This window comes from Chryseobacterium sp. GTID13, from assembly GCF_056172655.1.
Genome location: NZ_JAOCMB010000002.1, coordinates 855,594 through 881,406, shown reverse-complemented (window position 1 = coordinate 881,406; position 25,813 = coordinate 855,594). Strand labels below are relative to the sequence as shown.

The following is a 25,813-nucleotide window of genomic DNA, read 5'->3' as shown; positions in this document are numbered from 1 at the left end:
TTTATTTCTTGATCAACTTTTGCTGATATACTGCTTTATCTGTTACAGCTTTTAAAATATAAATACCTTTTGGAAGGGCACTAACATTGATCTGCCCATTGTTCAACTGTGCATTGACAGCTCTTCCCGAAGCATCATATATGGAAACATTCTGGATTTTCTCCTGAGTTTTAAGAGTCAGAATATCTGTAACCGGGTTCGGATAAATGCTGAACTCAATTTTCTTCACTTCTGCCGTAGCCAAAGTAGAAGTTGTACTATTAACCGTAAGCACTTTTTCAACTACTTTTCCGTTTGAATTAAAACTGATCTTAATATCAGCTGTTCCTGAAGCTAGAGGAGTCAAAACAAGTTCATCATTGGCATTGATCACGGCAGAAACAGCCGCCGGGTTGGAATTCAATTTAATCGATTTTACAATGGCAGATGAAAGATTATCCTCATCAGAAACTACCGTTTTCAGGTCAATCACAGAAGCATTACTTACGTTAACCTGTGACGGGAATGTACTGCTTACAGCCGGAAGGCTATTATCCGGGAATACGGCCATAGCCGGAAACCAGTAATAATCATTAAGGGTTTTCGTATTGATAAGTGCTCCGTTAACGTCAAAAGTATGGATCCAGTTTTTTTGATAATGCGCACCATAACCGCTTTCTGTTGTGTTCAGGATCAGCTCATCAGTAGTTGGGTTCACGCGGAGTCCTGCCCCGTAAGGAATCTGTTTGTAAGTACCTGTCTGTCCCGGAATGGTTGCAAAGCTTTCGTTAAATGCTTTGGTTGTCACATCAAATCTTACGATCTGTGTTCCTGAAACAAAACTGTTAAGCGAATTGATCCAGTATAAAACATTCTGTTTGCTGCTCGCTGAAAAGCTTCCTGCATTCCATGCTCCCCATGAACCTAAATATTTGGTCGTAGGAATATTGTAAGAAGTGGTTGCAAAAGTCGTAGGATGAATATTCACCACTTTCTGATCCTGAATGGCCCAGATACTTCCATCTTTAGCCTGTACCACAGAATGGAATGCTCCGGGAATCATACTGATCAAAGTATCCGTAGCAGGATCAATGACTAAAATTCCAGCAGATTGCTTTACTGCAAATACATATTTGGAAGAACGGATCATATTTCCGATCTGGCCGGCATACTGACCACCGCCGCCTGTTCCGGCAATCAGACTTCCAACCTGTAAATTGGCAATATCAAATACATAAACACCATTGGAAGCACCGATGTAGCCTTTATTTTCGTTAACTCCTACAAAAGATCTTCCGTCGCCACCGCCAATATTATTAAATCCTGCAATTTTCTGCATGGTATGCGCATTAGCTACCACCAGCCTTCCACCAGGCGTATACTGAGTATCTCCGCCATCAGCAGCCTGTTTCGAGATAAAATAAAACTTATCACCATAGATCGTCCCGTATTGGGTAGTAGCACCAAAGGCATGGTTGTTATTCGCATTGCTGTAAACACGGTAATTAACCTGCCCGTTATTATCAATAAAATTGACAGAACCGTTGGTATGCCCGTACCATTCTTCATTCACCATAAAATAGCCACTGGTAAAATTAGTAGCTGCAACATAAGCCGAAACCGGTGTTAACGTAGAAGAAACAGGGAAAGAATTCATTCCGGGATTAAAGTTCCACACATCCCATGAACCGTTCTGAAGCACACGGGAACTAGCTCCTACCCCTGAATATCCGAAATCAGCATCTGCAGGATCTTTTACCCAATAAGACCAATAGCTGTTGTACCATCCTGATCCCCAATGATCCGCAGCATCTGCCGCAGTATAATCATCAAAATCATAGGCCGAAGTATTTAAAACACCACTTACAGGATAAAGAGGATAGGTTGTATTGCCGTTTTTGTAAAGAGCATTGGTATTCTGCCCGTTCAGGTCAAAACCAAATCCTCCGATTGCTGTTCCGAACTGGGTTCCCGGATAAAGTAAAGTAAAAAATCTGTGATCTGCCTGGGCAATTGCTCTCAGCATATCTTCACCGGTTGCATTTCCGTTCCATCGGAATCCCCATACCAGAGCATCCGGATTTTTGCTGTCGTTCCACTGTACCACAAAAGCCGCTTCATTTGTTCCGCTTCCCACCCAATACTGAATATCGGAAAAGTTGATATTGGTGGTTACTGTTGTATTCAGCTGATTGCTGCTACCCTGAATATCATTTCTGGGTACTCCCTGTACTGTCACCTGTGCATTCGTAAAGAACGCAAAAAGGAACAGCATGGTCAAAAGGTAAAACTTTTTCATTTTTTCGAATTATATATTAAGATTTATTTTATTTAAGATGCAGATCGTAAGCTCCTGCTACTTCTGTAGAAACTTCTCCAAGCCATCCTGCTTCCTGATTGATTCCGGTATATACCTTGATAAAATCGATGCCGGGAAGCTTTACATATTTTCCGCTTTTATCTACCGCCCAGGAAATATCGATGTTGGAAGCCTCATCGTTGTTCGGCGCATTGTCTGCATAACCGTAATCGTAGGATGTTCCTACCCAATAAGCCCCCGTTCCGCTCTGGTCGTAAAAATTATCCTTCAGTCTGGTTCCCGTAAGGCTGTAAGAAGCACCGGAAAGCCACAAAGGATAATAGCTTTGTGCATGGAAGGTATTTTTCGTTCTAAATCCTGAATTCCCAAAATTATCCTGCCATTTGATGTACTCCACATCAGTCTGCCAAAACTCACTTCCGGGAACAGGGGCTTGTTTTCATTGGGTTTGAAGTAAGTTATCGTATAGTTTTTAGTTGTTGAATTTTTAAAGTATTCACTGCCAGCAATTTCATACCATTCATCTTCATCCGGTTTGCCATTTTTATTTTTGTCGTAACCCACCATGATAATGCCGGGCTCACATGATCCTGACCGGGTGGTATTGGCACTGTTTCCCCAAAAAGCATTTCCAAGGATTTTAAAATCTCTTCCTTCAAGGTTGGGAATGGTATGATCGAAACCAAATGAAACATAACCTCCGAAACCTCCCAGCGTAATCATGGTAGAATTTTCGCCTACCAAGGATTCTTTGGCTCTTTTGATCATGTCGGCCTCAGTGTTTCCGTTGACATATTCAGGGATCTCATTCATGAACTGACCTGTGGCCGGACGGAAATCGAAAACATTGGATATGTATCTGCTATAAGGGGTTAGCTCTTTATTAACAATGATAGATGATTGATAAATTTTCACAATTCCCTTCACCTCCACTTTTAATGTCAGGGGATACGTTTTCGCATGAGAACTTACAAAATCCAGCTGGAGATGATCAGAAATGACAGAATCATTGATGCTCCAGGTCAGCTTCCCTTCAATTTTCGGATCTACATTCAAAAGCTTGAGCCTGTCAACCGTATAAGATTCTTTAAGAACTTCCGCAGGGAAAACCACTTCTTCTGCTACTTCCTCAGTATCGCTCTTACAAGCTGCAACGCCCAGTAGAATTGAACAGAGCAATATGTTTTTTAAAATACGTCTGGTTTTTCTTTCCATTTTTTTCTGATCTGATTATTTATATAAAAAAGCAAAATGAGCAGGGATATTTCCGCCTTCCGTTTTCCATTTGAATTTTCCGGTTTTATCGAAGCAGTATACGTAACCGGTTGTCACGTAGTTTTTTGCATCCGTCAGATAGATATCTTCGGTGTAAGGGTTTACTGCAATTCCGTAAGGAGCTTTAATCTCATCAGCATATTGCTGGTCTATGATTTTATTCGCAATGACCTGCTCTGTCTTGACATCGATGATTCCGAAGGTTTTGACGTAAGTATGGGTATTGTAATTAAATTCATTCCCGTAATAGTACAGTTTGTCCTTTACGATCGTCATTCCGCTCACTGCAACATGGAAATCTTTTTTCACTGTTCCTGTAGCGGCATCCACCAGAAACAGGCTTGATGGAATATTGTAATAATCTCCTCTGGAACTCACATACAGATCTCCATAGTTATCCTTTTTAATACGGTGAAGATTAATAGCTACATCAATTTTTTTGGTTTCCGTGAATGTATTAAGGTTGATAACAGAGACCGTTTTATCATAATTCGGGAACCTGTATCCTCCGGAATTAGCGACAAAAAGCTGATCTCCCATCACTTCTATTTCCTCAGGCTGATAACCTACCACTACCTGTCTTTCAATAGCAAGTGAAGTTGTATCTATTTCCACTACTTTTCCGGGTGGGGAGTTGGGATTCAGCTCAACAGGTCCTGCATAGCTGCTGGCATAGACTTTATTGCCTTTAAAAGCAAGATAACGACAGTTCTGAAGCTGTATGGTTTTGATCCGTTTGGCTGTTTTTGCTTCCAGCACTTCAATTTTATTGGAAACATTGACAACGACGTACATTTTGCTTCCGTAGATCATGATATGATTTCCCACATCTCCAAGCTCCTTTACCACATTCGGATTGATTTCTCCATAAATATTCTTGCGGTAAGTTCCTGTAGCATAATCGAAATAATCGAGCGTACATTTGTTGCTGCCCATATTTCCTTCATTCAGAAGATAAAATCCTTTAACGGGAGTATCTTCACCGCTACTTACGCCTTTCGTTTCCGAAGGAACCACATAATCGTCTGTCCGGCACGAGAACAGAATCAAAAGAGCAAATGCCAGCAGGCAAAAGTTTAGTTTTTTCATAATGTAAAGCTTACAATAAGTTTAAAATTTCTTCCGGGCATCGGATAATTCCTGACCACGTCATAATATTGATCAAGCACGTTATTGACCTCAAAACTGGCTTTGAACTGATGGGAATGCCAGTTGAATTTTTTCTGAACGGATAAATCATGGGTGTACCAGGGCTGCAGATAATTGGCCCGGATATTATTCAGCTGTGCATCGTAACGTTCTCCGGTGTATACAAAGCTGTAATTGAAGCTCCAGTCTTTATAATCCGCCATCATGGTAAAGGTTGCAGCATGCCACGGCACATAGGAAATCTGGTCACCGTAGTAATCTTCTTTTTTATCGGTATAATCTCCGGCACGCTGATAAGTATAGCTCACCAAGGGTTTCAGCCTCACATTATGGATATCAAACTCAGCCTGAAGATTCACATCTGCCCCGATGATTTTTACTTCGCCTAAATTGGTCATCATCCATCTGAACAGATTGGTGGTAGGAACAGCAATAATCTTGTTTTCTACTTCATTATAATAGCCATCCACTTTGATATATATTCCTTTAAAAAATTTACGGTCATAAAGTTTCTGGTAGGTAAAGCCTACATCATATTGGTTGGTGTATTCAGGTTTCAGCATTACATTGCCGATCATTGTGTAATAGAGATCATTGAAAGTAGGCATCCTGAACACTCTTTTGTAGAAGGCCCTCACGGTAAGGTCTTTGGATTCAAAAGGCTGATAACTCAGGAAGGCTGAAGGTGTCCATTCGGTTTTATCCGGAGATTTTGCATTCATTTTTACTTCTTCATGTACGAAAGTTCCCAGAACGCTTCCTAAAAATTTCAACCGGTTCCACTGATAGGTTGAAGCAAAGGCAATGAGTGAAGTATAGCGGGTAGGAAAAGAGAAATCCCTCAGACTGGCATTCAGATTATTATACTGGAAATCAAAACTTGCACTTACATCCCAGTTTTTATGAATAGAATAAATATTTGAATTGGAAAAATAGAGTTCCCTCTGAACATAAGAATTATCTATCGGCAGAACGGTTGTTGCCACATTCACCGTATCTAAAAACCGGGTATAGTCGTAAGCAAATTTAGCCTTGAACTGGGTTTCGAATTTGGGGAACAGCTTTTTTCGGAAACCGGCCTGAACAAAATAGTTTTCATCCAGCATCTGCTGACCTTTCGGCCCGAAGTTATTATTAACAATAGCAGTGGGAACTCCACGATCGGAAATATAGCCGTAACCCCGTACACTCCAGCTTCCGTCATTAATGGTCCCGTTTAAAGCAGTTTCAAAACGTTTCGCACGGATGTAAGAATCATATCTTCTGGCAATGGTATCATTGGCAACAGATCCGTCAGAATTTTTCTTTTCGTATTTAAACTTATACAATCCGTCACTCTGCACAAACTCCGAACTGAAACTTGCCGAGACTTTATCCGAAATCTTCTGTTCCAAACGAAAGGAAGGATTAAATAAACTGATAGAGCCTAATTTTAATTTTAGCGTTAAGTTCGTTTTAATATCTCCTTTAAAAACAGGTATTTTAGGCTGAAGATAAATAGATCCTGAAGATCCGAAGTCTTTTGCCGGCTGAAAAATTTCACTTTTCTGGCCGTTGTATAAAGAAATAGCTTCAAGATCGTCCAGTGAAAACTTTCCAAGATCCACAATTCCGTTCTGAACATTCCCAAGCTGTATCCCATCGTAGAAAACGCCCACATGCTGGCTACCCATACTCCGGATATTCACCGTTTTCAGACCGCCCATTCCCCCATAATCTTTGATCTGAACTCCTGAGAAATACCGTAAAGCATCGGCCACCGACTGGCTGTTCAGTCTTTCCAGCTGTTCGCCGGAAAGGATCTGGGCAGGAAGAATTTCTTTAAAATCTTTTTTGTAAATCTGAATCGGAAGAATCGTTTTTTCCCGGATACTGTCGCCGGATTGTGAGAACAGAAGCTGAAATGCTGCCACAAATATTGTGATAACAACTTTCTGAAACTGTGAAAAACTAAGTTTTCTGACCATTAGCTCGTTTAGAATAATGTAGACGCTAATGGATATAAGATAGCAAAGATAAAGCACAGCTGTCACTGCACAGAATCCTTGTTGTCCTAAGCTTTATTCCACGAAAGCATCAAACGTTCATCCTCCGGCAGGTCTTCTGACTTACTCCGTTTTTGAAATCCTTCCCATTAAAAAAAACAGTGGATATACTCTTCAAAAACTTTGATGTGGAGCTTACAGCAGCGGGTCTGTTCCGGATTTTCACCGGATTCCCTTTTAAGTGCTTTTTACAGCGCACCAGATTGCGGCAAAGATAGAAAATTCTTCATAGAATCAAAATCGATTCAACAAAATGATTTTCAGCAACAAAACCCAGCAACTTCAGAATTTCAGTCGCTGGGTTGATTGGCTAACGGTGGCTTCGAGAACCTCAGCCACCACATGGAAGCTATTCGATCTTAAGAATAAAGAAACTATAAACCTTAAGGATAATAAAAAAACAATATTTCAAATTATAACATATACTTATTTTTCCGGCAATGGTGGCTGAGGCTCTCGAAGCCACCATTCCTTAAATTCCAAAATTGATAAAGACACTGAACCTGGATTTCGCTTCAATATCGCCACCGGCCAGATGGGAGTAAACAGGGAGCATTACTTCACTTCCCAGACTGAATTTTTTATAGGATGCCTCAAAACCGAGTTTTCCATACAAAGCACTTCCTGCCGTGTTGGGTAAAACTTCGTCAAACTGTTTGTTCTGATCATAAACTTCACCCTGAAGTCCGGCTTTGGCAGAAAAAATAGTATTTTTATTTCCTGTAAGCTGGTAAAAACCTGTTGCTGCATAATTCCATTGGTTTCCGAACCGGTAGTTTTTTTTGTTTTCAGTTTTTATGGTATAATCTGTATTGACGAGTACAGCCAGTTTGTTTTTCTGGAATTTATAGTTCAGAGCAGCCTGATAATCCCAGCTTCCTGTTCCGAGCTGAAAACTTGGATTGACACCGGAGGCTCCTTTCTCATCAAATTTCCCCAAAGGAATTTTCACCCCTAAACCGCCATTAAGCTGATGAAAATTATCTTTTGAACTTATGATCCGGTAGATTCCCATCAGGTTCAGATCTCCGATACCGCTGATATTAATATCACCCTGCATGGTTTTCTTTTCATGAAAATGAAATGGCAGACTGGCGTAGACACTCAGTTTTTCAGTCAATGGAATTTTACCCCAAACCTGCAGGGTATTGAAGTACTGATCCTGTGTATGATCTTTTACAAAAAGGTTTTCTTTGGCTTTATAGTGCTGTGCAAAATATTTGATCCCTATAAACTGGGGATTCAGTAAGGACTCAAAGCCGGAGGAACCGTTTCCTGCTGCACACCCGCAGGCATCACAGTCATACAGCAGAATTCTGTTAATATCAGGTGCAATGTAAAGGCTGTCATTAATGGTTTTAGCCTGACAGACAACCGATACAGCTAAACTTAGTATAAAAATTATTTTTTTCAGATTCATAATGTTCATTCTGCAAATTTTGGATTAGAAATAAAGGTTTTATCGGATAAGGTTTTCAAGAAAGCAATGATAAACTGCTTTTCCTGTGTATTCATCGCAATTCCGGTATGTCCGTTCTGTTTCAGCTGCGGATCAAGGTTGGGATTATCTTCTACTTGATCCGAATAGAAATTAAGAACTGCTTCGAGTGTATAAAATCTTCCATCGTGCATGTATGGAGCCGTATATTCTATATTTCTCAGGCTTGGCACACGAAATTTCATCCAGTCCTTCTGATCAAGGGTTACCCGGTAACGTCCCGCATCTTTAAACTGGGTGTTGTAATACATTCCTGTATTCCTGAAACTCTCATCGGTAAATAGTTCCCCACTGTGGCATGAGCTGCATTTCTGCTGAAAAAGCTCCATTCCCTTGGATTCTTCCGAAGTAAATATTTCCTTTCCCTGTTTAACCCTGTCATATTTGGAATCTGCAGAGATCATACTTGCCATAAACTGTGACAGCGCTTTCAGTACTCTTTCCCCCGTTATATTCTCATCACCATAAGCCGCTGCGAAAAGCTTTTTATACTTCTGATCTGCTTTCAGTTTTGAAATGATTTCAGGCATTGAACTATCCATTTCATTTACGTCTGTGATCGGGCTGATGGGTTGTTCGTTCAGGTTATGGATCACTCCGTCCCACATATACCTTTTGAGAAATGCCATATTTTGAATGGGCGGTGCATTACGGATTCCAATCCTGTCATCCACTCCGTGGCTTACTGTATGACCATGATGCGTAAAAGCATTTTCCTGAATATGGCAGAAACCGCATGAGATGGTATTGTTCCTGGAAAGTCTTCCTTCATAAAACAATTTTCTGCCCAACTCTACCCCATTTTTGGTTACGGGATTACCGGAGGCATCAAAGGTCATTTCAGGGAAATAGGAGGGAAAACTGAGGGAATAGGCCTCATCTTTTTCCAGTGGCTGGATGACCTCATCTGAACAGGACGGGCAAGCCCACAAGGGAATGACAACCAACATTATTTTTAATACAATCCTAGTCATTGTGAACATGATCTACTTTAAACATGGCTGTAAGGTTATTGGTAACATCCACCAGATGCTGGCTGGAGCCCATCATCATGTTATTTTCTGTAGTAAGAGAAAGGGTCTTGCTTCCGCTCAGAAACTGGTTAAGATCTGCAAGAATGTGGATGGAAGGTTTTATCTGAGATGTTACTCTGGCCGTTGTAGGGAGATTCAACGTAATTTCACGGTAAAGGTCCGGGGTATTATTAGCCGTAACATTTCCCATGTTTCCGGTATGATTCATGAATTCTGTATCTGCTGCATTATTGCCATACTTCCCTTCCAGTTTTACAAAAACATATCCGGCTGCCCAAGACCAGGACATTCCTTTCTGTTTGGCTTTTGTCCAGAATTCCGCCTGCCCTTCCTGCCCCAGCAGGTAAGCATTCTGGCTGATTCCCAGTCCGAATTTCACTTTCTTATAATTGTTTTTAGGAATACCATTAAGATCGATGTAGACAATACCTGCAACGGCATCGGCCTGATCTATGATGAAAGCACCTTTGTCGGGATTATTTTCATTGTATTTGAATTCTTTTCCGCTCTCGTCAATCAGTGTGATATTGCTGATAATATATTTCAGGTCTGAAAAGTTATGCTTCTGCCCGGCTGCTGAGGTTTGTACCGTTTGGTTTAATACAATGTCACCCAAATTATTGAATCCGTTTTCAAATTTGATCTGAAGATTTCCTGTTGAAGTATCCTGTGGATCATCGTCATCGCTGTTTTGACATGAGGATAAAGTAAATATGCTAAAGGCAATAAAGAATAATGATAAAAATTTATAGATTTTCATTTTGATTTTTTAAGTTGAATTTTTGAAATAGAAATGTTTTTGAATGACTGAACATTCAAATTTTTTAACCACAAAAGGGGCAAAAGTTTTTTAACACTTTAGTTATTTAAAGTGTATTGAAAACTGCATAGAAGAACACTTAAGTTTTGAAAATCTTTGATTTTCAAATTATATGAACTTTTCTTTGTGGTTTTGTAATGATTAAAATTGGACTTAAAAAACCGGTGGTTTAAAAATGTGTTTCAGAAACAGAAAAGAATAGGCTGTTTCGTAGAGAAAATCGAAATGGAGCAAAGAAAATCTTTCTGTATTTTGAACCGATGTAATTTCAGGAAGGGTACAGATGTCAAGAATTTTCTGTCCTGAGTTTTTGGTTTTGTTTAAAGGCGAAGAATCGGAATCGTTCGTCTTTGCAAGCTCTTTACTTAGGTAGCATTTCCCGTTGCAACGGAGTTCCGGCTTGCTTTTGTTGATACAGAGAACGGTGGAAATATAATCATAATTTACAGCATACTCCATCAATGGAACCAGAGGTCTGAATACCATGTAAAGGGTGAGGAATATGCTGCAAACTAAGTTCATGTTATTTTTTGCTTATCGCTTCATCATATCTTCTGCTTACTTCTTTCCAGTTAAGCACATTCCAGATAGCAGTAAGATAGTCTGCTCTTTTGTTCTGGTATTTCAGGTAATAAGCGTGTTCCCAAACGTCAATTCCTAAGATGGGTGTTCCTTTTTCTTCCACCACATCCATTAAAGGATTATCCTGATTAGGGGTAGAAGATACAAACAGTTTCCCGTTCTTATCCACAGAAAGCCATGCCCATCCTGAACCGAAACGGTCTGCACCTGCTTTGCTGATCTTTTCTTTGAATGCATCCATGCTTCCGAAAGTTTCAGTAATGGCTTTAGCCAGTTTTTCAGAAGGCTTGGTATCTTTTACAGGGGTAAGAACCGTCCAGAAAAGCTCGTGGTTGTAATGTCCACCCGCATTGTTTCTTACCGCCGGTGTAAGTTTAGAAACTCCTGAAAGGATCTGGAACAAGGTCTGCTTCTCCTGAGGTGTACCTGCAATGGCTTTATTCAAATTGGCTACGTAGGCAGCTGCATGCTTTGAATAGTGAATTTCCATAGTCTGTGCATCTATCGAACCTTCCAGCGCATTGTATGCATAAGGAAGCGGTGTCTGCTTAAACTGTGCAAAAGCGAACTGTGCGGCAAATACAGCACTTAAAGCTGCTATTTTCAAAATCTTCATAACGTTTTGTTTTTATGGTTTAACAATATTTTTTTAATTACAGAAAGGAAGATGGAGGATGGGAGGAGGAAGCTATTAAGTCAAAACTGCTCTACTCCATTTAAAATAAATGGCTGCCACCAATAATTACCTCATCAGTAACTTCCAGCTTCAACCTTCCATCACCCAATCTTTATTCTATTTCAACAATTTTTTAATATCCTCGATCAGGATTTCCCGGTCAGGATGGTATTTTCCGTTAAGCTTCGGAGTTTTCCCTCTGGATCTTCATAATTCAATCCGGAATAATACAGGATCGGCATATGATCTTTATTGTATCGGCAACGGATGTTTCCTTCCTTATCTACCAAAGCGATCATTCCGCTGTGGTTCAGGCTTTCGCTGTCGTCTTCCTTATCACCTACATAGATATTGAACTGGTCTGCCAGTTTCCCGATATAATCTCTGTTTCCTGTAAGAAAATGCCAGTCCGGGGATTTTGCCCCTACGCTTTTAGCATGTTCTTTCAATGCGGCAGGAGTATCGTTTTCCGGATCAATGCTAATGGAAATGATCCCGAATTCCGGGCTGTTTATCTCATCTTCGATAAATCTCATGTTACGGTTCATCACAGGACAAATCGTAGGACATCTGCTAAAGAAAAACTCTACCAGATATACTTTTCCCAGCATATCTTTATTGGTGATTTTTTTATTGTTCTGGTCGGTGAGTTCAAAATCGGGAACCTTCATTACGGTGTACAGGTTTTTCTTAAAATATCCCATTCCAACCCCTATTCCCAGAAACAGCAGAGCAAAAACCGCAATCGGAATAATTACCTTTCTCTTTGCTCCGTTTTTGGTCTTGTTATTTTTGGGCATATTTCTCAGGATTTTTCTTGAACTCGTCCTTACAGTAGCTACTGCAAAAACCGTACGTTTTATTTTTATAAACTACAGTATCTTTCATATCATCTTCTGTTTTCATGTGGCAGATAGGATCTTCCGCATTAGCAAATTTTACTTTCTTAGCTGTCAATTTTGAAGAGGCAGTACTCTTTTTATGCTTTACTTTAGGGGTTTCCTGGCCACAGGCGAATAATGAAACTGACAATAATGCAGTCAAAATAATTTTTGATTTCATTTTGATGGTAAATTGAAATTGATAATATTATAAATGTGTAAATTAATTTTTAACACAAAGATAAACACCGTTTTTACCATCCATTGCTTTAAAAACAACATGTGGTCATAAAAACGAAGACACTTTGAGAAAAAACTAAAAGAATAGTTGAAAAATTACACCAACGGAGGATGGAATATCCGTGCAAAATATTCTGAGTGATGATCATTGGTGTAATCTGAATATTTGACTTCTCTTTCAGGATCAGATTCTTCCTGTCCTAAAAAGAAAGGATATCGTTGGAAACGAAAACATCCAGTCCTCCTATTTTTATTGTTTGGGAATTATTGGATTGCTTTTCCGTTTTAGCCAGTTCTTTGCTGACATAGCATTTCCCTTTACAAGTAGACTGAGGAATCTTTCTGTTCTCACAGAGGTTTTTCACAATATAATCATAATTCACCGCATAGTTGATCAATGGCAAAACCGGACGTAATGCAATGGTAAAAATGATGAATATGGAAATTAAAAATCTCAATGATCAGTTCTGTTTTACAAATATACTACTCAAATTGGGTTTATGCATTATTTATGATGAATGTCATTGATTATTTTTCATTGAGCGAATACGGATTTCGGGATACGAGGTTTTGAGTTTTTCTTTCTCTTCCGGATTGTGGTGGTTGTGCAGTTTTTTTAAATGAAAAACCTTATAGATTTTGGAAATCTATAAGGTTTGGGTGTTTTATTTTTAGGCACCTGCTACCTGCAACCTACCATCTGCCCCCTAATTAAACTTCATACTTTGAATCCTCACCGCATTTAAGATGGCCAGCATCGCTACTCCGACATCCGCGAATACAGCTTCCCACATGGTTGCTAGGCCTCCGGCTCCAAGGACTAAAACAACAGCTTTTACCGCAAAGGCCAGAACAATATTCTGCCAAACGATCTTTTTGGTCTGTTTACCGATATTGATCGCCATTGGGATTTTGCTTGGTTTATCGTCCTGAATAACGACATCTGCGGTTTCAATCGTGGCATCGCTTCCGAGCCCGCCCATGGCAATTCCTACGTCGCTGAGCGCAACTACCGGGGCATCATTCACACCATCTCCTACAAAGGCAACGGTTTGATTTTTTGCTTTGATCTCTTTTACTTTATTCACTTTGTCTTCGGGTAAAAGATCTCCGAAAGCATTGTCTATACCCAGTTGATCTGCCACATATTTGACAACGGTACTTTTATCCCCGCTGAGCATGGTGGCTTTTACACCCATTCTGTGAAGACTTTCAACGGTTTCTTTTGCATCTGTTTTAATACTGTCTGCAATGGTGATATAGCCTGCAAACTTTTTATCATAAGCTATGGCGATGAGTGTATACACAATATTAGCATGGTTGATATCATAGGTGATACTGAATTTATCCATCAGCTTAAAATTACCTATCAGCAATTCTTTTCCATTAACGGAGGCTTTTAAACCATGTCCTGCAATTTCTTCCACATTTTCCAGGGGAACAGAATGATCGATCTCACCTGCGTAATTGTGGATCGCTGTGGCTACAGGGTGGGTACTTTTGCTTTCGAGGGTATTGACCAGTTTCAGGATTTCGTCTTTATTGAATTCAGGTTTAATGCTTACTTCCTGTACCTTGAACACGCCTTCCGTCATAGTTCCGGTTTTATCCATCACCACATTCCGGATTTCCGCGATGCTGTCTAAGAAATTACTTCCTTTAAATAAAATCCCGTTTCTGCTCGCTGCCCCAATTCCCCCGAAATATCCCAACGGAATGGAGATCACCAATGCACAGGGACATGAAATCACCAGGAAGATCAAGGCTCTGTACAACCAATCTCTGAACACATAATCATCTACAAAAAAGAAAGGCAGCAGACAGATTCCTATCGCCAGAAATACAACAATTGGCGTATATACTTTTGCAAATTTTCTGATGAATAATTCAGTCGGGGCTTTTTGAGCAGTAGCATTCTGGACCATTTCCAAAATTTTGCTCAGCTTGCTGTCTTCATAGGCTGTAGTCACTTTTACTAGAGCCATGCTGTTCATATTGATCATCCCGGCCAGTACGATTTCGCCTTTTGTTTTAGTGTCCGGTTTACTTTCACCGGTAAGAGCAGCGGTATTGAATGACGCAGATTCAGTGATCAGTTCGCCATCAAGAGCCAATTTCTCACCAGGCTTCAGCTGAATAATATCTCCTATTTTGGTTTCTTTGGCTTTAATGGTTCTTGGCTGGCTGCCTTCCATTACAGTTACCTCATCAGGCCGCTGATCCAGCAATGCTTTAATGTTTCCTTTGGCTCTTGTAACAGCCATTCCCTGAAATACTTCTCCCACAGAGTAAAAGAGCATCACAGCCACACCTTCGGGATATTCACCGATTGCAAATGCTCCTACTGTGGCAATTCCCATCAGGAAAAATTCGGAAAAGACATCTCCCTGGAGAATACTTTCATAAGCTTCCTTCAAAACCGGAAGACCTACAGGAACATAAGCTGCCAGATACCATACTAATCGTACCCACCCTGTAAACCATTCGGTTTTTATATAATTGTCTAATGCTATTCCTATCAGCAACAGCACGAAAGATATTATAGCAGGAAGAAACAGCTGAAAGGTTGTTTTATCTCCTGTATCATGGGAGTGGTCGTGACCGTCTCCTTCGGAATGATGATGTTTATGAGGTTCTTTATTTTTAGGTTTTGTGCTACAACATTCTTCCATAAATACTATTTTGATGTAAAATTAAGGGTATACTCAATGCAATACTATTGCAAACTTTCAAGGCAGTTCTCACAGATTCCTTTGGCAAAGAGCCTTATTTCATCTATTCTGAAATTGGTCTGAACATTTTCAGGGAAGGAAATATCTTCCTGGCAGGTGGTCTGTTTGCATATTTTGCAGTAAAAATGCAGGTGCCAGTCTTTGTGTGTTTTCTCATCACAGCCGTCATCACATAATTTATATTTTGTAGTGGTATTTTCCTGGATGCTGTGGACTATTCCTTTTTCTTCGAAAGTTTTCAAAGTACGGTAAATGGTTGTTCTGTCCGCATTGTCAAAATGGCTTTCAACTTCCGAGAGTGAAAGGGCAGCTTCCTGTGTACTTAAAAAATCATATACCAGAATCCTCATGCTTGTTGGCTTGGTATTTTTATCGATGAGTTTGGTTTCTATATCTTTTTTCATGTTTATCATTATTTTTAAAGGTGTACTTCCTGTTCTTCATAACCTTCTTCTTCAATCTGAAAAGTGGTATGAGAAATTTTAAAATTTTCTGTTGTAACTTCCGTTAAGGTTTTAAGCAACTGATTCTGCCCTGTATCCTTATCTTTCACGATGTGAGCGCTCATTGCATTTACACTTGAGGTCAGCGACCATACGTGAAGATCATGAACTCCTTCTACACCCGGAATTTTTTCTAATGACCGACGGAGCTGATGAATATCAACATCTTTTGGAGTTCCTTCCAGCAGAACATTGACAGCTTCTTTCAACAAACGCCATGTTCTTGGAAAAATCAAAAGCCCGATAACCGCAGAAATAATCGGGTCTGCGTAATACCAGCCTGTCGTCAGCATAATAACACCTGCAATCATCACTCCAACAGAGGTAAGCATATCAGAAAGTACTTCAAAATAGGCGCCTTTCATGTTCAGACTTCCTTCTGAATCTTTTCTCAGGATCATCATTCCGATAAGGTTCACTACCAGTCCTATTCCGGCTACAATCAGCATGGTTTTACTCTGAACAGCCGGAGGATTCTGAAATCTTTGGTAAGCTTCATACAATACGTAAAGCGAAATTCCCAATAATACCACTGCATTGATGACTGCTGCCAATATCTCTGTCCGGTAATACCCGAATGTTTTGGAAGCATCTGCTTTTCTTTCTCCTATTTTGATGGCGATAAATGCCAGAAGCAATCCCACAACATCAGTCAGCATATGCGCTGCATCTGCCATCAGGGCAAGACTTTGGGTAATAAGACCGCCAATCACCTCAGCGACCATATAGGCTCCGCTTAACAACAGGACAAAGAGTAAGTTCTTTTTGTGTCTGCTGGCCGGTGAACCCGTTTGTATTTTTATTTCTTCCATGTTTTCTGAATTTTAAGTGATTACATTTCGTAATACAAAGCATTTTCTTTTTTAACAGGTATATTCTGATCTCCTGTCATTTGTTTAATATTGATTTCAATGGTCTGCGCCAATGCGGTCACAGGGGTATCTACAGGTCCGTTTTCAAAAGGATCCTGCATGATGATGGATGTTTTTTCTATCGCAAGAAACATGACCGGAATAAGGAAAGTTATTAATATTTCAACAACCAGCTGGGAATCATCCAGACCAAAAGGAAGGATGGCGGCAAAAACATAGATCAGGGTATGCAGCAAAATACTGTAAGATCTTGGGAAAACCGTATTCTTAAGTCTTTCACATTTTCCCATACTGTCACAGAGTCTGGTGATGATGTCATTCAGCTGCATTTGCTGAAAGTCTGTTAATCCTTTTGAAGATGTAGTCTCTTTAAGTTGTTGGGAATGGGCATCAAGAAGTGCATTCGGAACATTGGCAGCTTTGATCTGATGCTGATCCAGATAGTTTTGAACCTTATCTGAAAAAGGCAGTCTTCTCAGAGATTCACCAAGGGCATAGGTCCAGATGATCTGTCTTTGTGCAAATTCTTTTATAATTTTATCTTCTCCTGCCGGAAAAAACTGGATAACGAGCCTCATCAGTGTTCTGGAATCATTCACTATCGCACCCCAGACTGTTCTGGCTTCCCACCATCTTTCGTAGGATTGGGAAGTACGGAATGCCAGCAGTAATGATACGGCTGTTCCCAACAGTGCCGGAATATTAAGGGGAAGCGAAATTTTCCGAAACCATGGGAGCAGGTCTAATAGTCCTATGGATACAGCAAATATTGCCATAAACAGGATCTGAGATCTTATTTCACGGATGAAATACCAGATGGATATTTTCTTGTTTAGCAGCATAACTGAATGATATATTAGAATGTTTCTTATTCTGACTCTGAAAATGTACCGTAAACCCCTCTAATTTAGGCATAAAAATCGGCACCTCTTCCGGCCTGTTCTTATAAATTGCTTATCATTTCCTGTTAATGCCCGTGATCCCCAGAATTGGAAAGCTTAGCATTAACAAAAAACGCTCCTTTCACTACTATTTTAGCACCGGCAGGAATTGCTTTTACAGGAGTAATTGCCGTGTACCCCATATCTGAAGTTCCTTTTACCACTTCTACCTTTTCAAAATTGATGGTCTTTTGTTCGTGTTTAGGTTCCTTTCCCTCTTTTTTATCATATGCAGCCTCTTCCTCTTCTTCATGTACTTCCGCTTTTTTATCTGTCTGAACAAACACATAATATTTCCCGTCTGCTTCTACAATGGCTTCATTGGGAACGGCGGGTGTGGTATTTTTATCTAAACTGACAATTCCGGTAATATTCATTCCATCGATAAGGCCTGCTTTATTCCCGGTCACTGTACCATGCACCGAAACAGTTTTGCTTTCGTTTTCAAATGAGGAGCCCACACTGTAAACCATTGCATCATATTCGGTTTCAGGATTGTTGGTCAGTTTGAAATGGACGATCTGCCCTACTCTCATTCTAGGAAGATCTTTTTCAAAAACCTGAAGATCCAGATGGATAGAATTGTTATCAATAATTTCTGCCACGGGTGACGAAACATCTACATAGCTTCCGATCTGTGCTGAAATGCTGCTGACCGTTCCGCTGATCGGTGCTGTAATCACCAGTCCTGATCTCATATTACCATTATTCACTTTTCCCGGACTGATCCCCATCATCTGAAGCTGTCTCAGAAGGGAGGCTTTTTTCGTTCTCAGGGTTTTAAGCTCGGCATCTGAACTCTGCAGGTTTTTCTTTGCTCCGGCATCGTTGTCAAAAAGCTCACGCTGTCTCCTGTACTCCTGCTCTGCATAGGTAATTCTGCTGTTTGTCGTTAAGTATTCTTCCTGTAACCGGATAAATTCAGGGTTCGCGATAGTTGCAATTATCTGCCCTTTTTTTACGATGCTTCCTACCTGTACATTCAGGGTTTTAATTACTCCGCCATACAGGGAAGTGATGGTTGCCTTATTATTATTGGGAACCCTCAGAAGGCCGTTCGCTTTAACGGTGGAGGTCAGTTCTTTCATCTCCACTGGTCCTAAGGATATCCCGACTGATTTGATTTGTTCTTCCGTTAATGAAGCAATCGTCTGAGGAGCTTCTTCATGACCGGATTCTGACTTTTCAGTTTTTACTTCGGACGTTCCGGTCTGGACCTCTTTTTTCCACAGCTTACAAGTAAAAGTGCCGTGACGGTAAGATATATGATATTGTGCTTTATTTTCATGTTATTTATTGATGATTGAATTAATGGTAACGACAGACTGATTGACCTGCTGAATGGATTCTAAGTACTTTAACTGAATATTGGTAGCAGTCTGCAAGGCAAAAAGATATTCTACATAAGAAATCTCCCCTGTTTTATAGCCTAATTGGGCTGCTTTGACAATTTTTTCAGCATTAGGAATAGCCTGGCTGACATAATATTCATACTGCTGTGTATCCTGCCGGTATTGTTCAAAAGCATTTTCAAGCTGTGCTGAAAGCTGGTTCTGCTTCATTTTTGCATTGGTTTCGGCGGCCAGTTTTTCATATTCCAGGGACTGCATTCTTGCTTTTGTCGCTCCAAATGTCAAAGGAATGGCAACGCCTACAGAAAACGAATTGAAACGATCACCGGCATTATAGAATTTCTCCTGTCCGTTTTTGGTATGGAAACCAATTAGTGACTGGCTGGTCAGTCCAATGCTGAATTCAGGAAGCCCCTGTGATTTTTCAACTTTTTTATTCTTTTCAGCAATTTCCATCTCGTTATAGAAAGCTCTGACTAAAGGATTATTGGCAACAGATGAACTGTCGAGAATATTTTCTGATTTCAAAGGTTCATAATTACTTTTTAAAGGAACTTCAATATCCTCAGAAGTATTCAGCAATGTCTTCAGGTTTTTATAGGCATTATTCAGATAGACTTCGTTCTGTCTCAGCAGCAGGCTGATCTCTCCTTTCTGGGTTTCTGCTGTATTAATTTCAATTTTCTTGATATCTCCCGCTTTAAATCTTACGGTTGCAATTCTGATAAAATCCTGGTAAAGGCTGTCAAGATCTTTGAGTTTGAATTTATTATACTGAAGATATTCGATCTGGTAGTAATAGGATCGAACCTGCTTTGTCAGTTCATGGACAGAGATTTCCTTATCGATCTCCCGGCTTTTGATATTTTCTGCAATCAATTCTCTCCTTGCTTTAAATAATGTTGGAAAGGGAATGCTTTGCGAGATGGCAAATGACTGGTCGAATTTCGGACTGTTGTATTGCCCCAGCTGGGCTTCAAAATTTAATTTGGGAAGTTCTTTTGCTGTGCCTTTCAGAGCTTCTGCAGATTTTATACTGAGATCTTTTGATTTTAACCACAAATTATTTTCTATAGCCATTTCTACTGCCTGATCCACGGAAATCTGCCTGGCCTGTGCCTTAAAGGTCTGTCCTAACATCAGAAATCCAAGAACAATAACTGTAATGATCGGTTTAATTTTATTCATCTTTCGCGGAATCTTTGTATTAAAAATGATATACAGCATCGGCAGGACAAATAAGGTAAGAAATGTAGCAGTTACCAGCCCTCCTATGACCACTGTGGCCAAAGGTTTCTGTACTTCTGCTCCGGCTCCTGTAGAAATTGCCATGGGCAGAAAGCCCAATGAAGCTACTGTTGCAGTCATGAGAACGGGTCTTAGTCTGGTCTTTGTTCCTTCATATACTCTTTTCAGTACATTGGTTTCGCCATCTTTCTCCAATTGGTTAAAGGTTCCGATCAAAACAATTCCGTTGAGAACTGCCACACCAAAAAGAGCGATAAATCCGATCCCTGCACTGATACTGAACGGCATACCCCTCAAAAGAAGGGCAAATATACCTCCGATGGCACTCATCGGGATCGCTGTAAAAATTAATGCAGCTTGTTTAAATGAGTGAAAAGTGAAATATAAAAGCATAAAAATAAGGAACAGGGAAACCGGGACTGCGATCATGAGGCGTTTGCTGGCTTCCTGCAGGTTTTCGAACTGCCCTCCATACGTAAAATAATATCCTGAAGGCAGTTTAATCTGCTGGTCCAGTTTGGTCTGAATATCTTTGACCACACTTTGTACATCGCGGCCTTTTACATTAAAACCGATTACAATTCTTCTTTTTCCTTCTTCACGGCTGATCTGTGCCGGCCCCAGTTTATAGCTGACATTAGCTACCTGGGAAAGCGGAATCTGCGTACCTGTTCCTGTTGCAATCATTAGATTATTCACATCATCGATATTGGTTCTGTGAAGACTGTCGAGACGGACCACAAGGTCGAAGCGTCTTTCGTTTTCAAAAACCTGGCCGGCCGTTTTACCTGCAAAGGCAGTACTTACGGCATTGTTTACATCTTCTATATTTAATCCGTAATTGGCCATTCTCGTTCTGTCGTATTCTACGTTAATCTGTGGAAGCCCGCTTACTCTTTCAATCTGTGGAGCAGTTGCACCATCAACGGTCTGGATTACTTTTCCAACTTTATCCGCATAAATAGACAGTGAATCGAGGTTTTCGCCAAAAATTTTAACGGCAACATCCTGTCTGATCCCTGTCATCAACTCATTAAAACGCATCTGGATCGGCTGGTTCTTTTCAAAAAACACCCCCGGAATGGCTTCTAATTTTTCACTGATCTCATCGGCCAGTTCTGTATATGACTTTTTGGATTTCCATTCGCTTTGCGGTTTTAAAACAACGATCAGGTCGGAGGCCTCAGGAGGCATAGGATCGGTAGGAACCTCAGCAGAGCCTGTTTTCCCGACAACCATTTTTACCTCATCAAACTGTTTGATCATTCTTGACGCCTGCATAGAGGTTTCGATACTCTGGCTGAGGGAGCTTCCCTGTGGCAGGATACAGTGAAATGCATAATCTCCTTCCTGCAGCTGCGGGATAAATTCGCCACCCATATTTTTGAAAATGAAAGCACTAACGATAAAAATGAAAATCGTAGCAGATACAATGACGTATTTTACTTTAACTGCTTTCTTAAGCAAAGGCTGATAGATTTTCTGCAGAAAATTCATCATCTTGTCTGAGAAAGTTTCTTTATGCGAAATCTTTTTAGACAGGAACAATGCGCTCATCATCGGAATATAGGTCAATGAAAGAATCAATGCTCCTAAAATGGCAAATCCTACTGTTTTAGCCATTGGCGTAAACATTTTACCTTCCACACCGGCTAAAGTAAGGATCGGGATGTAAACAATCAGAATGATGATTTCTCCAAAAGCGGCACTGCTCCTGATCTTCGATGCGGAGAGAAAAACTTCTTCGTCCATTTCACTTTGGGTAAGGGTCCGCATGGATTTTCTCAGTCCTAAATGATGTAAGGTGGCTTCCACAATAATTACTGCACCATCTACGATCAAGCCGAAGTCTATTGCTCCAAGGCTCATCAAATTGGCACTCACTCCAAAAACATTCATCATTCCCAAAGCAAAAAGCAGTGACAATGGAATGGCTGAAGCCACAATAAGTCCTGCCCTAAGATTCCCAAGGAAAACTACCAGTACAAAAATGACAATTAAGGCACCTTCAATAAGATTCTTTTCTACGGTGTTAATTGCTCTTCCGACAAGATCTGTTCTGTCCAGAAAAGGCTCTATGACCACATCATCCGGAAGGGACTTCTGAATAGTCGGGATTTTAGCTTTAATACGGCTGACCACTTCGTTACTGTTGGCTCCTTTCAGCATCATGACTACGCCACCTACTGCATCTACTTTTCCATCGTAAGTCAATGCCCCGTAACGTACAGCATTCCCGAGACGAACATCTGCGACATCTTTTATAAATATAGGAACACTTCCTGTTTCATTTTTTACGGAAATATTTTTAATGTCTTCCAGTGAAGCCACAAGGCCAATTCCCCGGATAAAATAGGCATTTGGTTTTTTGTCGATATAAGCTCCTCCGGTATTCTGGTTATTTTTTTCTAACGCTGTAAAAATATCAGTAATGCTTACTCCCATCGCTTTAAGGCGGTCCGGGTTTATACCGACTTCATATTGTTTCAATTCTCCTCCAAAGCTGTTGATTTCCGCCACGCCCGGAGTTCCGTTCAGCTGTCTGCGGACGATCCAGTCCTGCATGGTACGGAGTTCTTTGGCTGAATATTTTTTTCGCTGCCCTTTTTGGGATGAAGGATGTACTGGTATACTTCCCCTAGACCGGTACTTACAGGAGCTAGTTCTGGTGTTCCTACTCCTTTGGGAATTTCTTCCACGGCCAGTTTCAGCTGTTCATTGATTAGCTGTCTGGCAAAATAAACATCCACATTTTCTTTAAATACCACAGTGATTACGGAAAGCCCAAACCTGGAAATACTCCTCGTTTCCTGGATATCCGGAATGTTTGCAATACTCTGTTCTATAGGGAAAGTTACAAGCTGTTCCACTTCCTGTCCTGCCAGTGTAGGACATGCGGTAATGATCTGCACCTGATTGTTGGTGATGTCGGGAACGGCATCTATGGGAAGTTTTGTAGCACTCCATACTCCCCACATGATCAAAAGCAAGGTCATAATACCGACGACCACCTTGTTTTTGATACTGAATTTTATGATTTTATCTAACACAATCTGTATTTAATTTTAATTGGTAATTACTGCATACGGCGGTAATGCCGATGCAAAAATATCACGAAGACCTCTGCAATAAAATTGCAAAGTTCAATAGATCAGAAAGCATAACTTTCTAATAATCAATAAAATTAAATTTTAGGAGGTTGCCAGATATGGTCGTACATCTGGTAAGCAAAATTGTTGTTATGAAAAAGAATTTTCTTTGAAAAATAAGCCTGAACATGGCTCTGAACTTGAAACAACGGATCCATTTTGAAAGAAGATACAGTCATCTGACAACAGCTGCACGTACACAATGGCGAGCATATATCTCCTTTATCTTTTGAATGGGACTCCTGAATACTGAATGAAAGTTTGGTAACTGTTGCTCCTGCAGGACGGTGCACATCTTCACAGGGCATTAATGATAAAGCCATGAAATAGAATGCAAGTATCCATCTTAACAGATTCATATGGACAAAGGTAAAGTTTTTTTCTATAACGAAAAGTTTATCTAAGCATTTATTATATTCTTAACATCAAATTGATTTTTTAAAAAGGGATGTGTATTTTCTTTATTTTTGAGATATGGATTATATCCAAAATAACCTATGAAAAAACTTTTTTAATTTCTTTATGCTTAGCTTTATTCTCCTGTGTAGGATCTGATACTGAGTTTCTACCTCAGACTGTTTCTGAAGCTAAGAGCAGACACCTTTTTATTAAAGAATATCTTCCCACAGAAAATAAGGTGATCATCAACCAGGGAGAATATGAGATTGTAGAAGCCTTTACTGCTTTCAAGTTTAATTCAAAAAATGATCAAACAATCAATAAAAATTTCTTCGCCTTCAGTGTAAGAATTAAAAATCTAAAAACAGGTAAGGCAGGTCTTTCCCTTGAAGACAGTGATCACAGTCAATTCCTTGATTTTCACTGTGATTTCTGCGGAGGTATTAACAACGATAATATTGTTTTATATTATAATGATATCAGTAAAAGGAATAGTTTAGACAGTATTAAGATCGGTTTTAAGGATAAGAATAGAAAGGAGAAGATTGTTTATTTTGTGCAGAGAAAATGATAAAAAAGCCACCGCAAACACGATGGCTAAAAAAATCAAATCTAAATAAAACTATAAATTCGGGTTATTCTCCACCTCCTTCTGCGGAATACTAAACAGATAATACTTACTGTTCGGTGCAAAAGCAGTCTGATCCGGGAAATTAAAGACCGAGTGTCCTCTTCCATTTACTGTTTTTATCGTTCCGTCCGGAGTGGTGACTTGTACTTTTATCGGCTGGCCGCTGGCATCTACGTAAGGCTTTCTTACTACTATACCTTGTGTTCTGATAATATCTGAAAGAGAGAATCCTTCCCCGAAAAGTTCTTTTCTTCTTTCGATCAGGATTTCTTTTACTACCTCATCCTGGGCAAGAGATCCAGTGTAAGGATTGGCATTTCTTGCCGTTTTCAACTGGTTTAAAACCGCCACAGCATTGGTGATATTTCCGTTTCTTGCTTCAGCTTCGGCCTCGATCAGGTACATCTCTGCAGCTCTCATCAATACGATATCTGCGATAAGACCGGCTTTAAATTTAAATTTAGAATACCTCAGCAGACCTTCTCTACCTGGAAGACCATCCCACTGGAACAGCTGGGATCTGATATCATTGGTGTCAAATAAATTTTTGAAAAATGGATCTGCCATAAAACTGTAATAATAACTTCCCGAAGAAGACACATCCAGATAGTGAAAAGCATAGCTTGCCCCCGACTGTTCCTGGGTCTGCCCATGTCCCCAGATCCATTCGCCATTGCTGATGTCGTTGAAACCTTCCTTATATTTTTCAGCTGTCATGAGGGGATAACCGCCTCTGGCAATTTTTGCCGCTGCAGCCGCTTTACTCCATTCACCGGTATTCAGGTAAGTTCTTGCTAAAAGTCCGTTTACCACAGCTTTGTCGATCTTATCTTTATTATTTCTGGTATAATTGACCAATAAATTATCTGCTTCCGTAAGATCACTTTTAATTAAGTTATAGATTTCCTCCAGGCTAGCCCTTTTCTTTGGAACTGAACTGATGGTTGAAGGTTCCGTATAGATGGGTGCTGTAAGAGCTGTTTTATCTTTTAAATAACTGAACTGGTAAAAGCTGACCAGGTTCAGATAACAGAAGGCCCGCAATGCTTTAGCTTGTCCTTTTACCTGGTTCTTTTTTCCTGGCTGCCCTCGGTCTGGTCAATACGGGTGATCACATTATTCATATTATTAATGGTTGAATATAATGTCGACCATATGAACTGCGGTCTCGAAGCTGTACTATTGATCATTTCCGTAAAAGCATAGGCAGACGGAAACCCGTATTTATTGGTCAGAACCGCTACATCGCTTCCCATGGCATCACTTGTCCTCAAGACTGTTGAGTAACCGATATTGGCGTAAGTCGGACCGTCATCATTCAGTTTTGCCCAGGCACCATTGATCACTGTTTCTGCGCTTTCAGCCGTTTTGAAAACTTCTGCACCGTTAGCCTGGTCTGTAGGAGCCGTTTCCAGTTCGTTTGCACAGCTGGTCAATGACCATGCTGCGATCAGGGCAAAAGATATATATTTTAATTGTTTCATTAT

At 40.2% G+C, this 25,813-nt stretch carries 21 protein-coding genes, 2 pseudogenes and 1 riboswitch; of the genes and pseudogenes, 1 reads left to right on the top strand and 22 read right to left on the bottom strand.

The features are described from left to right. Position 1: 1 nt before the first annotated feature. The 20 genes and pseudogenes from N4G44_RS04355 to N4G44_RS04260 all read right to left on the bottom strand — a co-directional run bounded on the left by N4G44_RS04355 (position 2) and on the right by N4G44_RS04260 (position 23,655). The gene (locus N4G44_RS04355; RefSeq protein WP_474924776.1) at positions 2 to 2,278 is read right to left on the bottom strand and encodes a DUF5074 domain-containing protein; all 2,277 of its coding nucleotides are present in this window, start codon (positions 2,276 to 2,278) and stop codon (positions 2 to 4) included. A gap of 28 nt (positions 2,279 to 2,306) precedes the next feature. Beyond that, positions 2,307 to 2,612, bottom strand: a complete 306-nt coding sequence (locus tag N4G44_RS04350; RefSeq protein ID WP_474924775.1) for a hypothetical protein — start codon at positions 2,610 to 2,612, stop codon at positions 2,307 to 2,309. Then, on the bottom strand, positions 2,567 to 3,514 hold the full coding sequence (locus tag N4G44_RS04345; protein WP_474924774.1) for a hypothetical protein: 948 nt from the start codon (positions 3,512 to 3,514) through the stop codon (positions 2,567 to 2,569). Before N4G44_RS04345 ends, N4G44_RS04350 begins: the two co-directional genes overlap by 46 nt. Positions 3,515 to 3,529: 15 nt before the next feature. Beyond that, on the bottom strand, positions 3,530 to 4,663 hold the full coding sequence (locus tag N4G44_RS04340) for a YncE family protein (protein WP_474924773.1): 1,134 nt from the start codon (positions 4,661 to 4,663) through the stop codon (positions 3,530 to 3,532). Further along, positions 4,660 to 6,690, bottom strand: a complete 2,031-nt coding sequence (locus tag N4G44_RS04335; protein ID WP_474924772.1) for a TonB-dependent receptor — start codon at positions 6,688 to 6,690, stop codon at positions 4,660 to 4,662. Before N4G44_RS04335 ends, N4G44_RS04340 begins: the two co-directional genes overlap by 4 nt. 109 nt (positions 6,691 to 6,799) lie before the next feature. After that, positions 6,800 to 6,986: riboswitch (cobalamin riboswitch) on the bottom strand. Positions 6,987 to 7,240: 254 nt separating this feature from the next. Further along, the gene (locus N4G44_RS04330; RefSeq protein ID WP_474924771.1) at positions 7,241 to 8,197 is read right to left on the bottom strand and encodes a transporter; all 957 of its coding nucleotides are present in this window, start codon (positions 8,195 to 8,197) and stop codon (positions 7,241 to 7,243) included. Then, complete coding sequence (locus N4G44_RS04325) at positions 8,194 to 9,216, bottom strand: cytochrome-c peroxidase (protein ID WP_474924770.1); 1,023 nt, start codon at positions 9,214 to 9,216, stop codon at positions 8,194 to 8,196. Before N4G44_RS04325 ends, N4G44_RS04330 begins: the two co-directional genes overlap by 4 nt. 16 nt (positions 9,217 to 9,232) lie before the next feature. Next, positions 9,233 to 10,060, bottom strand: coding sequence for an MbnP family protein (locus tag N4G44_RS04320; protein WP_474924769.1), 828 nt, complete (start codon positions 10,058 to 10,060; stop codon positions 9,233 to 9,235). Positions 10,061 to 10,273: 213 nt separating this feature from the next. Continuing rightward, complete coding sequence (locus tag N4G44_RS04315; RefSeq protein WP_474924768.1) at positions 10,274 to 10,642, bottom strand: hypothetical protein; 369 nt, start codon at positions 10,640 to 10,642, stop codon at positions 10,274 to 10,276. A gap of 1 nt (position 10,643) precedes the next feature. Beyond that, positions 10,644 to 11,318, bottom strand: a complete 675-nt coding sequence (locus N4G44_RS04310) for a superoxide dismutase (protein WP_474924767.1) — start codon at positions 11,316 to 11,318, stop codon at positions 10,644 to 10,646. Positions 11,319 to 11,495: 177 nt separating this feature from the next. Beyond that, a pseudogene (locus tag N4G44_RS04305) lies at positions 11,496 to 12,178 on the bottom strand (SCO family protein). Further along, a complete protein-coding gene (locus tag N4G44_RS04300; protein ID WP_474924766.1) occupies positions 12,165 to 12,440 on the bottom strand; it encodes a YHS domain-containing protein in 276 nt (91 codons plus the stop codon). Before N4G44_RS04300 ends, N4G44_RS04305 begins: the two are co-directional and overlap by 14 nt. Before the next feature lie 259 nt (positions 12,441 to 12,699). Further along, the gene (locus N4G44_RS04295; protein WP_474924765.1) at positions 12,700 to 12,957 is read right to left on the bottom strand and encodes a hypothetical protein; all 258 of its coding nucleotides are present in this window, start codon (positions 12,955 to 12,957) and stop codon (positions 12,700 to 12,702) included. A gap of 249 nt (positions 12,958 to 13,206) precedes the next feature. Further along, a complete protein-coding gene (locus N4G44_RS04290; protein WP_474924764.1) occupies positions 13,207 to 15,171 on the bottom strand; it encodes a heavy metal translocating P-type ATPase in 1,965 nt (654 codons plus the stop codon). Between the two features lie 44 nt (positions 15,172 to 15,215). Next, a complete protein-coding gene (locus N4G44_RS04285; protein ID WP_474924763.1) occupies positions 15,216 to 15,635 on the bottom strand; it encodes a Fur family transcriptional regulator in 420 nt (139 codons plus the stop codon). A gap of 14 nt (positions 15,636 to 15,649) precedes the next feature. Beyond that, entirely contained in the window at positions 15,650 to 16,546 is an 897-nt protein-coding gene (locus N4G44_RS04280; protein ID WP_474924762.1) for a cation diffusion facilitator family transporter, read from the bottom strand. A 20-nt stretch (positions 16,547 to 16,566) separates the two neighbouring features. After that, positions 16,567 to 17,448 (bottom strand): bestrophin family protein, encoded by an 882-nt coding sequence (locus tag N4G44_RS04275; RefSeq protein WP_474924761.1) that lies wholly within the window; start codon positions 17,446 to 17,448, stop codon positions 16,567 to 16,569. Positions 17,449 to 17,573: 125 nt separating this feature from the next. Further along, positions 17,574 to 18,635, bottom strand: coding sequence for an efflux RND transporter periplasmic adaptor subunit (locus N4G44_RS04270; protein WP_474924760.1), 1,062 nt, complete (start codon positions 18,633 to 18,635; stop codon positions 17,574 to 17,576). A 201-nt stretch (positions 18,636 to 18,836) separates the two neighbouring features. After that, a pseudogene (locus N4G44_RS04265) lies at positions 18,837 to 23,197 on the bottom strand (CusA/CzcA family heavy metal efflux RND transporter). A gap of 134 nt (positions 23,198 to 23,331) precedes the next feature. After that, on the bottom strand, positions 23,332 to 23,655 hold the full coding sequence (locus N4G44_RS04260; RefSeq protein WP_474924759.1) for a DUF6660 family protein: 324 nt from the start codon (positions 23,653 to 23,655) through the stop codon (positions 23,332 to 23,334). 89 nt (positions 23,656 to 23,744) lie between these two features. Between N4G44_RS04260 and N4G44_RS04255 the strand changes: the two genes are divergently transcribed. Continuing rightward, positions 23,745 to 24,266, top strand: a complete 522-nt coding sequence (locus N4G44_RS04255) for a hypothetical protein (RefSeq protein ID WP_474924758.1) — start codon at positions 23,745 to 23,747, stop codon at positions 24,264 to 24,266. Between the two features lie 51 nt (positions 24,267 to 24,317). Here the strand turns inward: N4G44_RS04255 and N4G44_RS04250 are convergent, their stop codons facing one another. Together N4G44_RS04250 and N4G44_RS04245 are read right to left on the bottom strand one after the other, a co-directional pair. Further along, a complete protein-coding gene (locus N4G44_RS04250) occupies positions 24,318 to 25,370 on the bottom strand; it encodes a RagB/SusD family nutrient uptake outer membrane protein (protein ID WP_474924757.1) in 1,053 nt (350 codons plus the stop codon). A 17-nt stretch (positions 25,371 to 25,387) separates the two neighbouring features. Then, entirely contained in the window at positions 25,388 to 25,810 is a 423-nt protein-coding gene (locus N4G44_RS04245; RefSeq protein ID WP_474924756.1) for a hypothetical protein, read from the bottom strand. Positions 25,811 to 25,813 lie beyond the last annotated feature (3 nt).

Excerpts from the sequence above, each read along its gene's own strand:
- N4G44_RS04320 (WP_474924769.1), bottom strand. The coding sequence starts at position 10,060 with ATGAAAATCTATAAATTTTTATCATTATTCTTTATTGCCTTTAGCATA.
- N4G44_RS04290 (WP_474924764.1), bottom strand. The coding sequence starts at position 15,171 with ATGGAAGAATGTTGTAGCACAAAACCTAAAAATAAAGAACCTCATAAA.
- N4G44_RS04315 (WP_474924768.1), bottom strand. The coding sequence starts at position 10,642 with ATGAACTTAGTTTGCAGCATATTCCTCACCCTTTACATGGTATTCAGA.
- N4G44_RS04275 (WP_474924761.1), bottom strand. The coding sequence starts at position 17,448 with ATGCTGCTAAACAAGAAAATATCCATCTGGTATTTCATCCGTGAAATA.
- N4G44_RS04255 (WP_474924758.1), top strand. The coding sequence starts at position 23,745 with ATGTGTATTTTCTTTATTTTTGAGATATGGATTATATCCAAAATAACC.
- N4G44_RS04355 (WP_474924776.1), bottom strand. The coding sequence starts at position 2,278 with ATGAAAAAGTTTTACCTTTTGACCATGCTGTTCCTTTTTGCGTTCTTT.
- N4G44_RS04340 (WP_474924773.1), bottom strand. The coding sequence starts at position 4,663 with ATGAAAAAACTAAACTTTTGCCTGCTGGCATTTGCTCTTTTGATTCTG.
- N4G44_RS04310 (WP_474924767.1), bottom strand. The coding sequence starts at position 11,318 with ATGAAGATTTTGAAAATAGCAGCTTTAAGTGCTGTATTTGCCGCACAG.
- N4G44_RS04280 (WP_474924762.1), bottom strand. The coding sequence starts at position 16,546 with ATGGAAGAAATAAAAATACAAACGGGTTCACCGGCCAGCAGACACAAA.
- N4G44_RS04260 (WP_474924759.1), bottom strand. The coding sequence starts at position 23,655 with ATGAATCTGTTAAGATGGATACTTGCATTCTATTTCATGGCTTTATCA.
- N4G44_RS04335 (WP_474924772.1), bottom strand. The coding sequence starts at position 6,690 with ATGGTCAGAAAACTTAGTTTTTCACAGTTTCAGAAAGTTGTTATCACA.
- N4G44_RS04325 (WP_474924770.1), bottom strand. The coding sequence starts at position 9,216 with ATGTTGGTTGTCATTCCCTTGTGGGCTTGCCCGTCCTGTTCAGATGAG.
- N4G44_RS04245 (WP_474924756.1), bottom strand. The coding sequence starts at position 25,810 with ATGAAACAATTAAAATATATATCTTTTGCCCTGATCGCAGCATGGTCA.
- N4G44_RS04345 (WP_474924774.1), bottom strand. The coding sequence starts at position 3,514 with ATGGAAAGAAAAACCAGACGTATTTTAAAAAACATATTGCTCTGTTCA.
- N4G44_RS04270 (WP_474924760.1), bottom strand. The coding sequence starts at position 18,635 with ATGAAAGAACTGACCTCCACCGTTAAAGCGAACGGCCTTCTGAGGGTT.
- N4G44_RS04285 (WP_474924763.1), bottom strand. The coding sequence starts at position 15,635 with ATGAAAAAAGATATAGAAACCAAACTCATCGATAAAAATACCAAGCCA.
- N4G44_RS04300 (WP_474924766.1), bottom strand. The coding sequence starts at position 12,440 with ATGAAATCAAAAATTATTTTGACTGCATTATTGTCAGTTTCATTATTC.
- N4G44_RS04330 (WP_474924771.1), bottom strand. The coding sequence starts at position 8,197 with ATGAACATTATGAATCTGAAAAAAATAATTTTTATACTAAGTTTAGCT.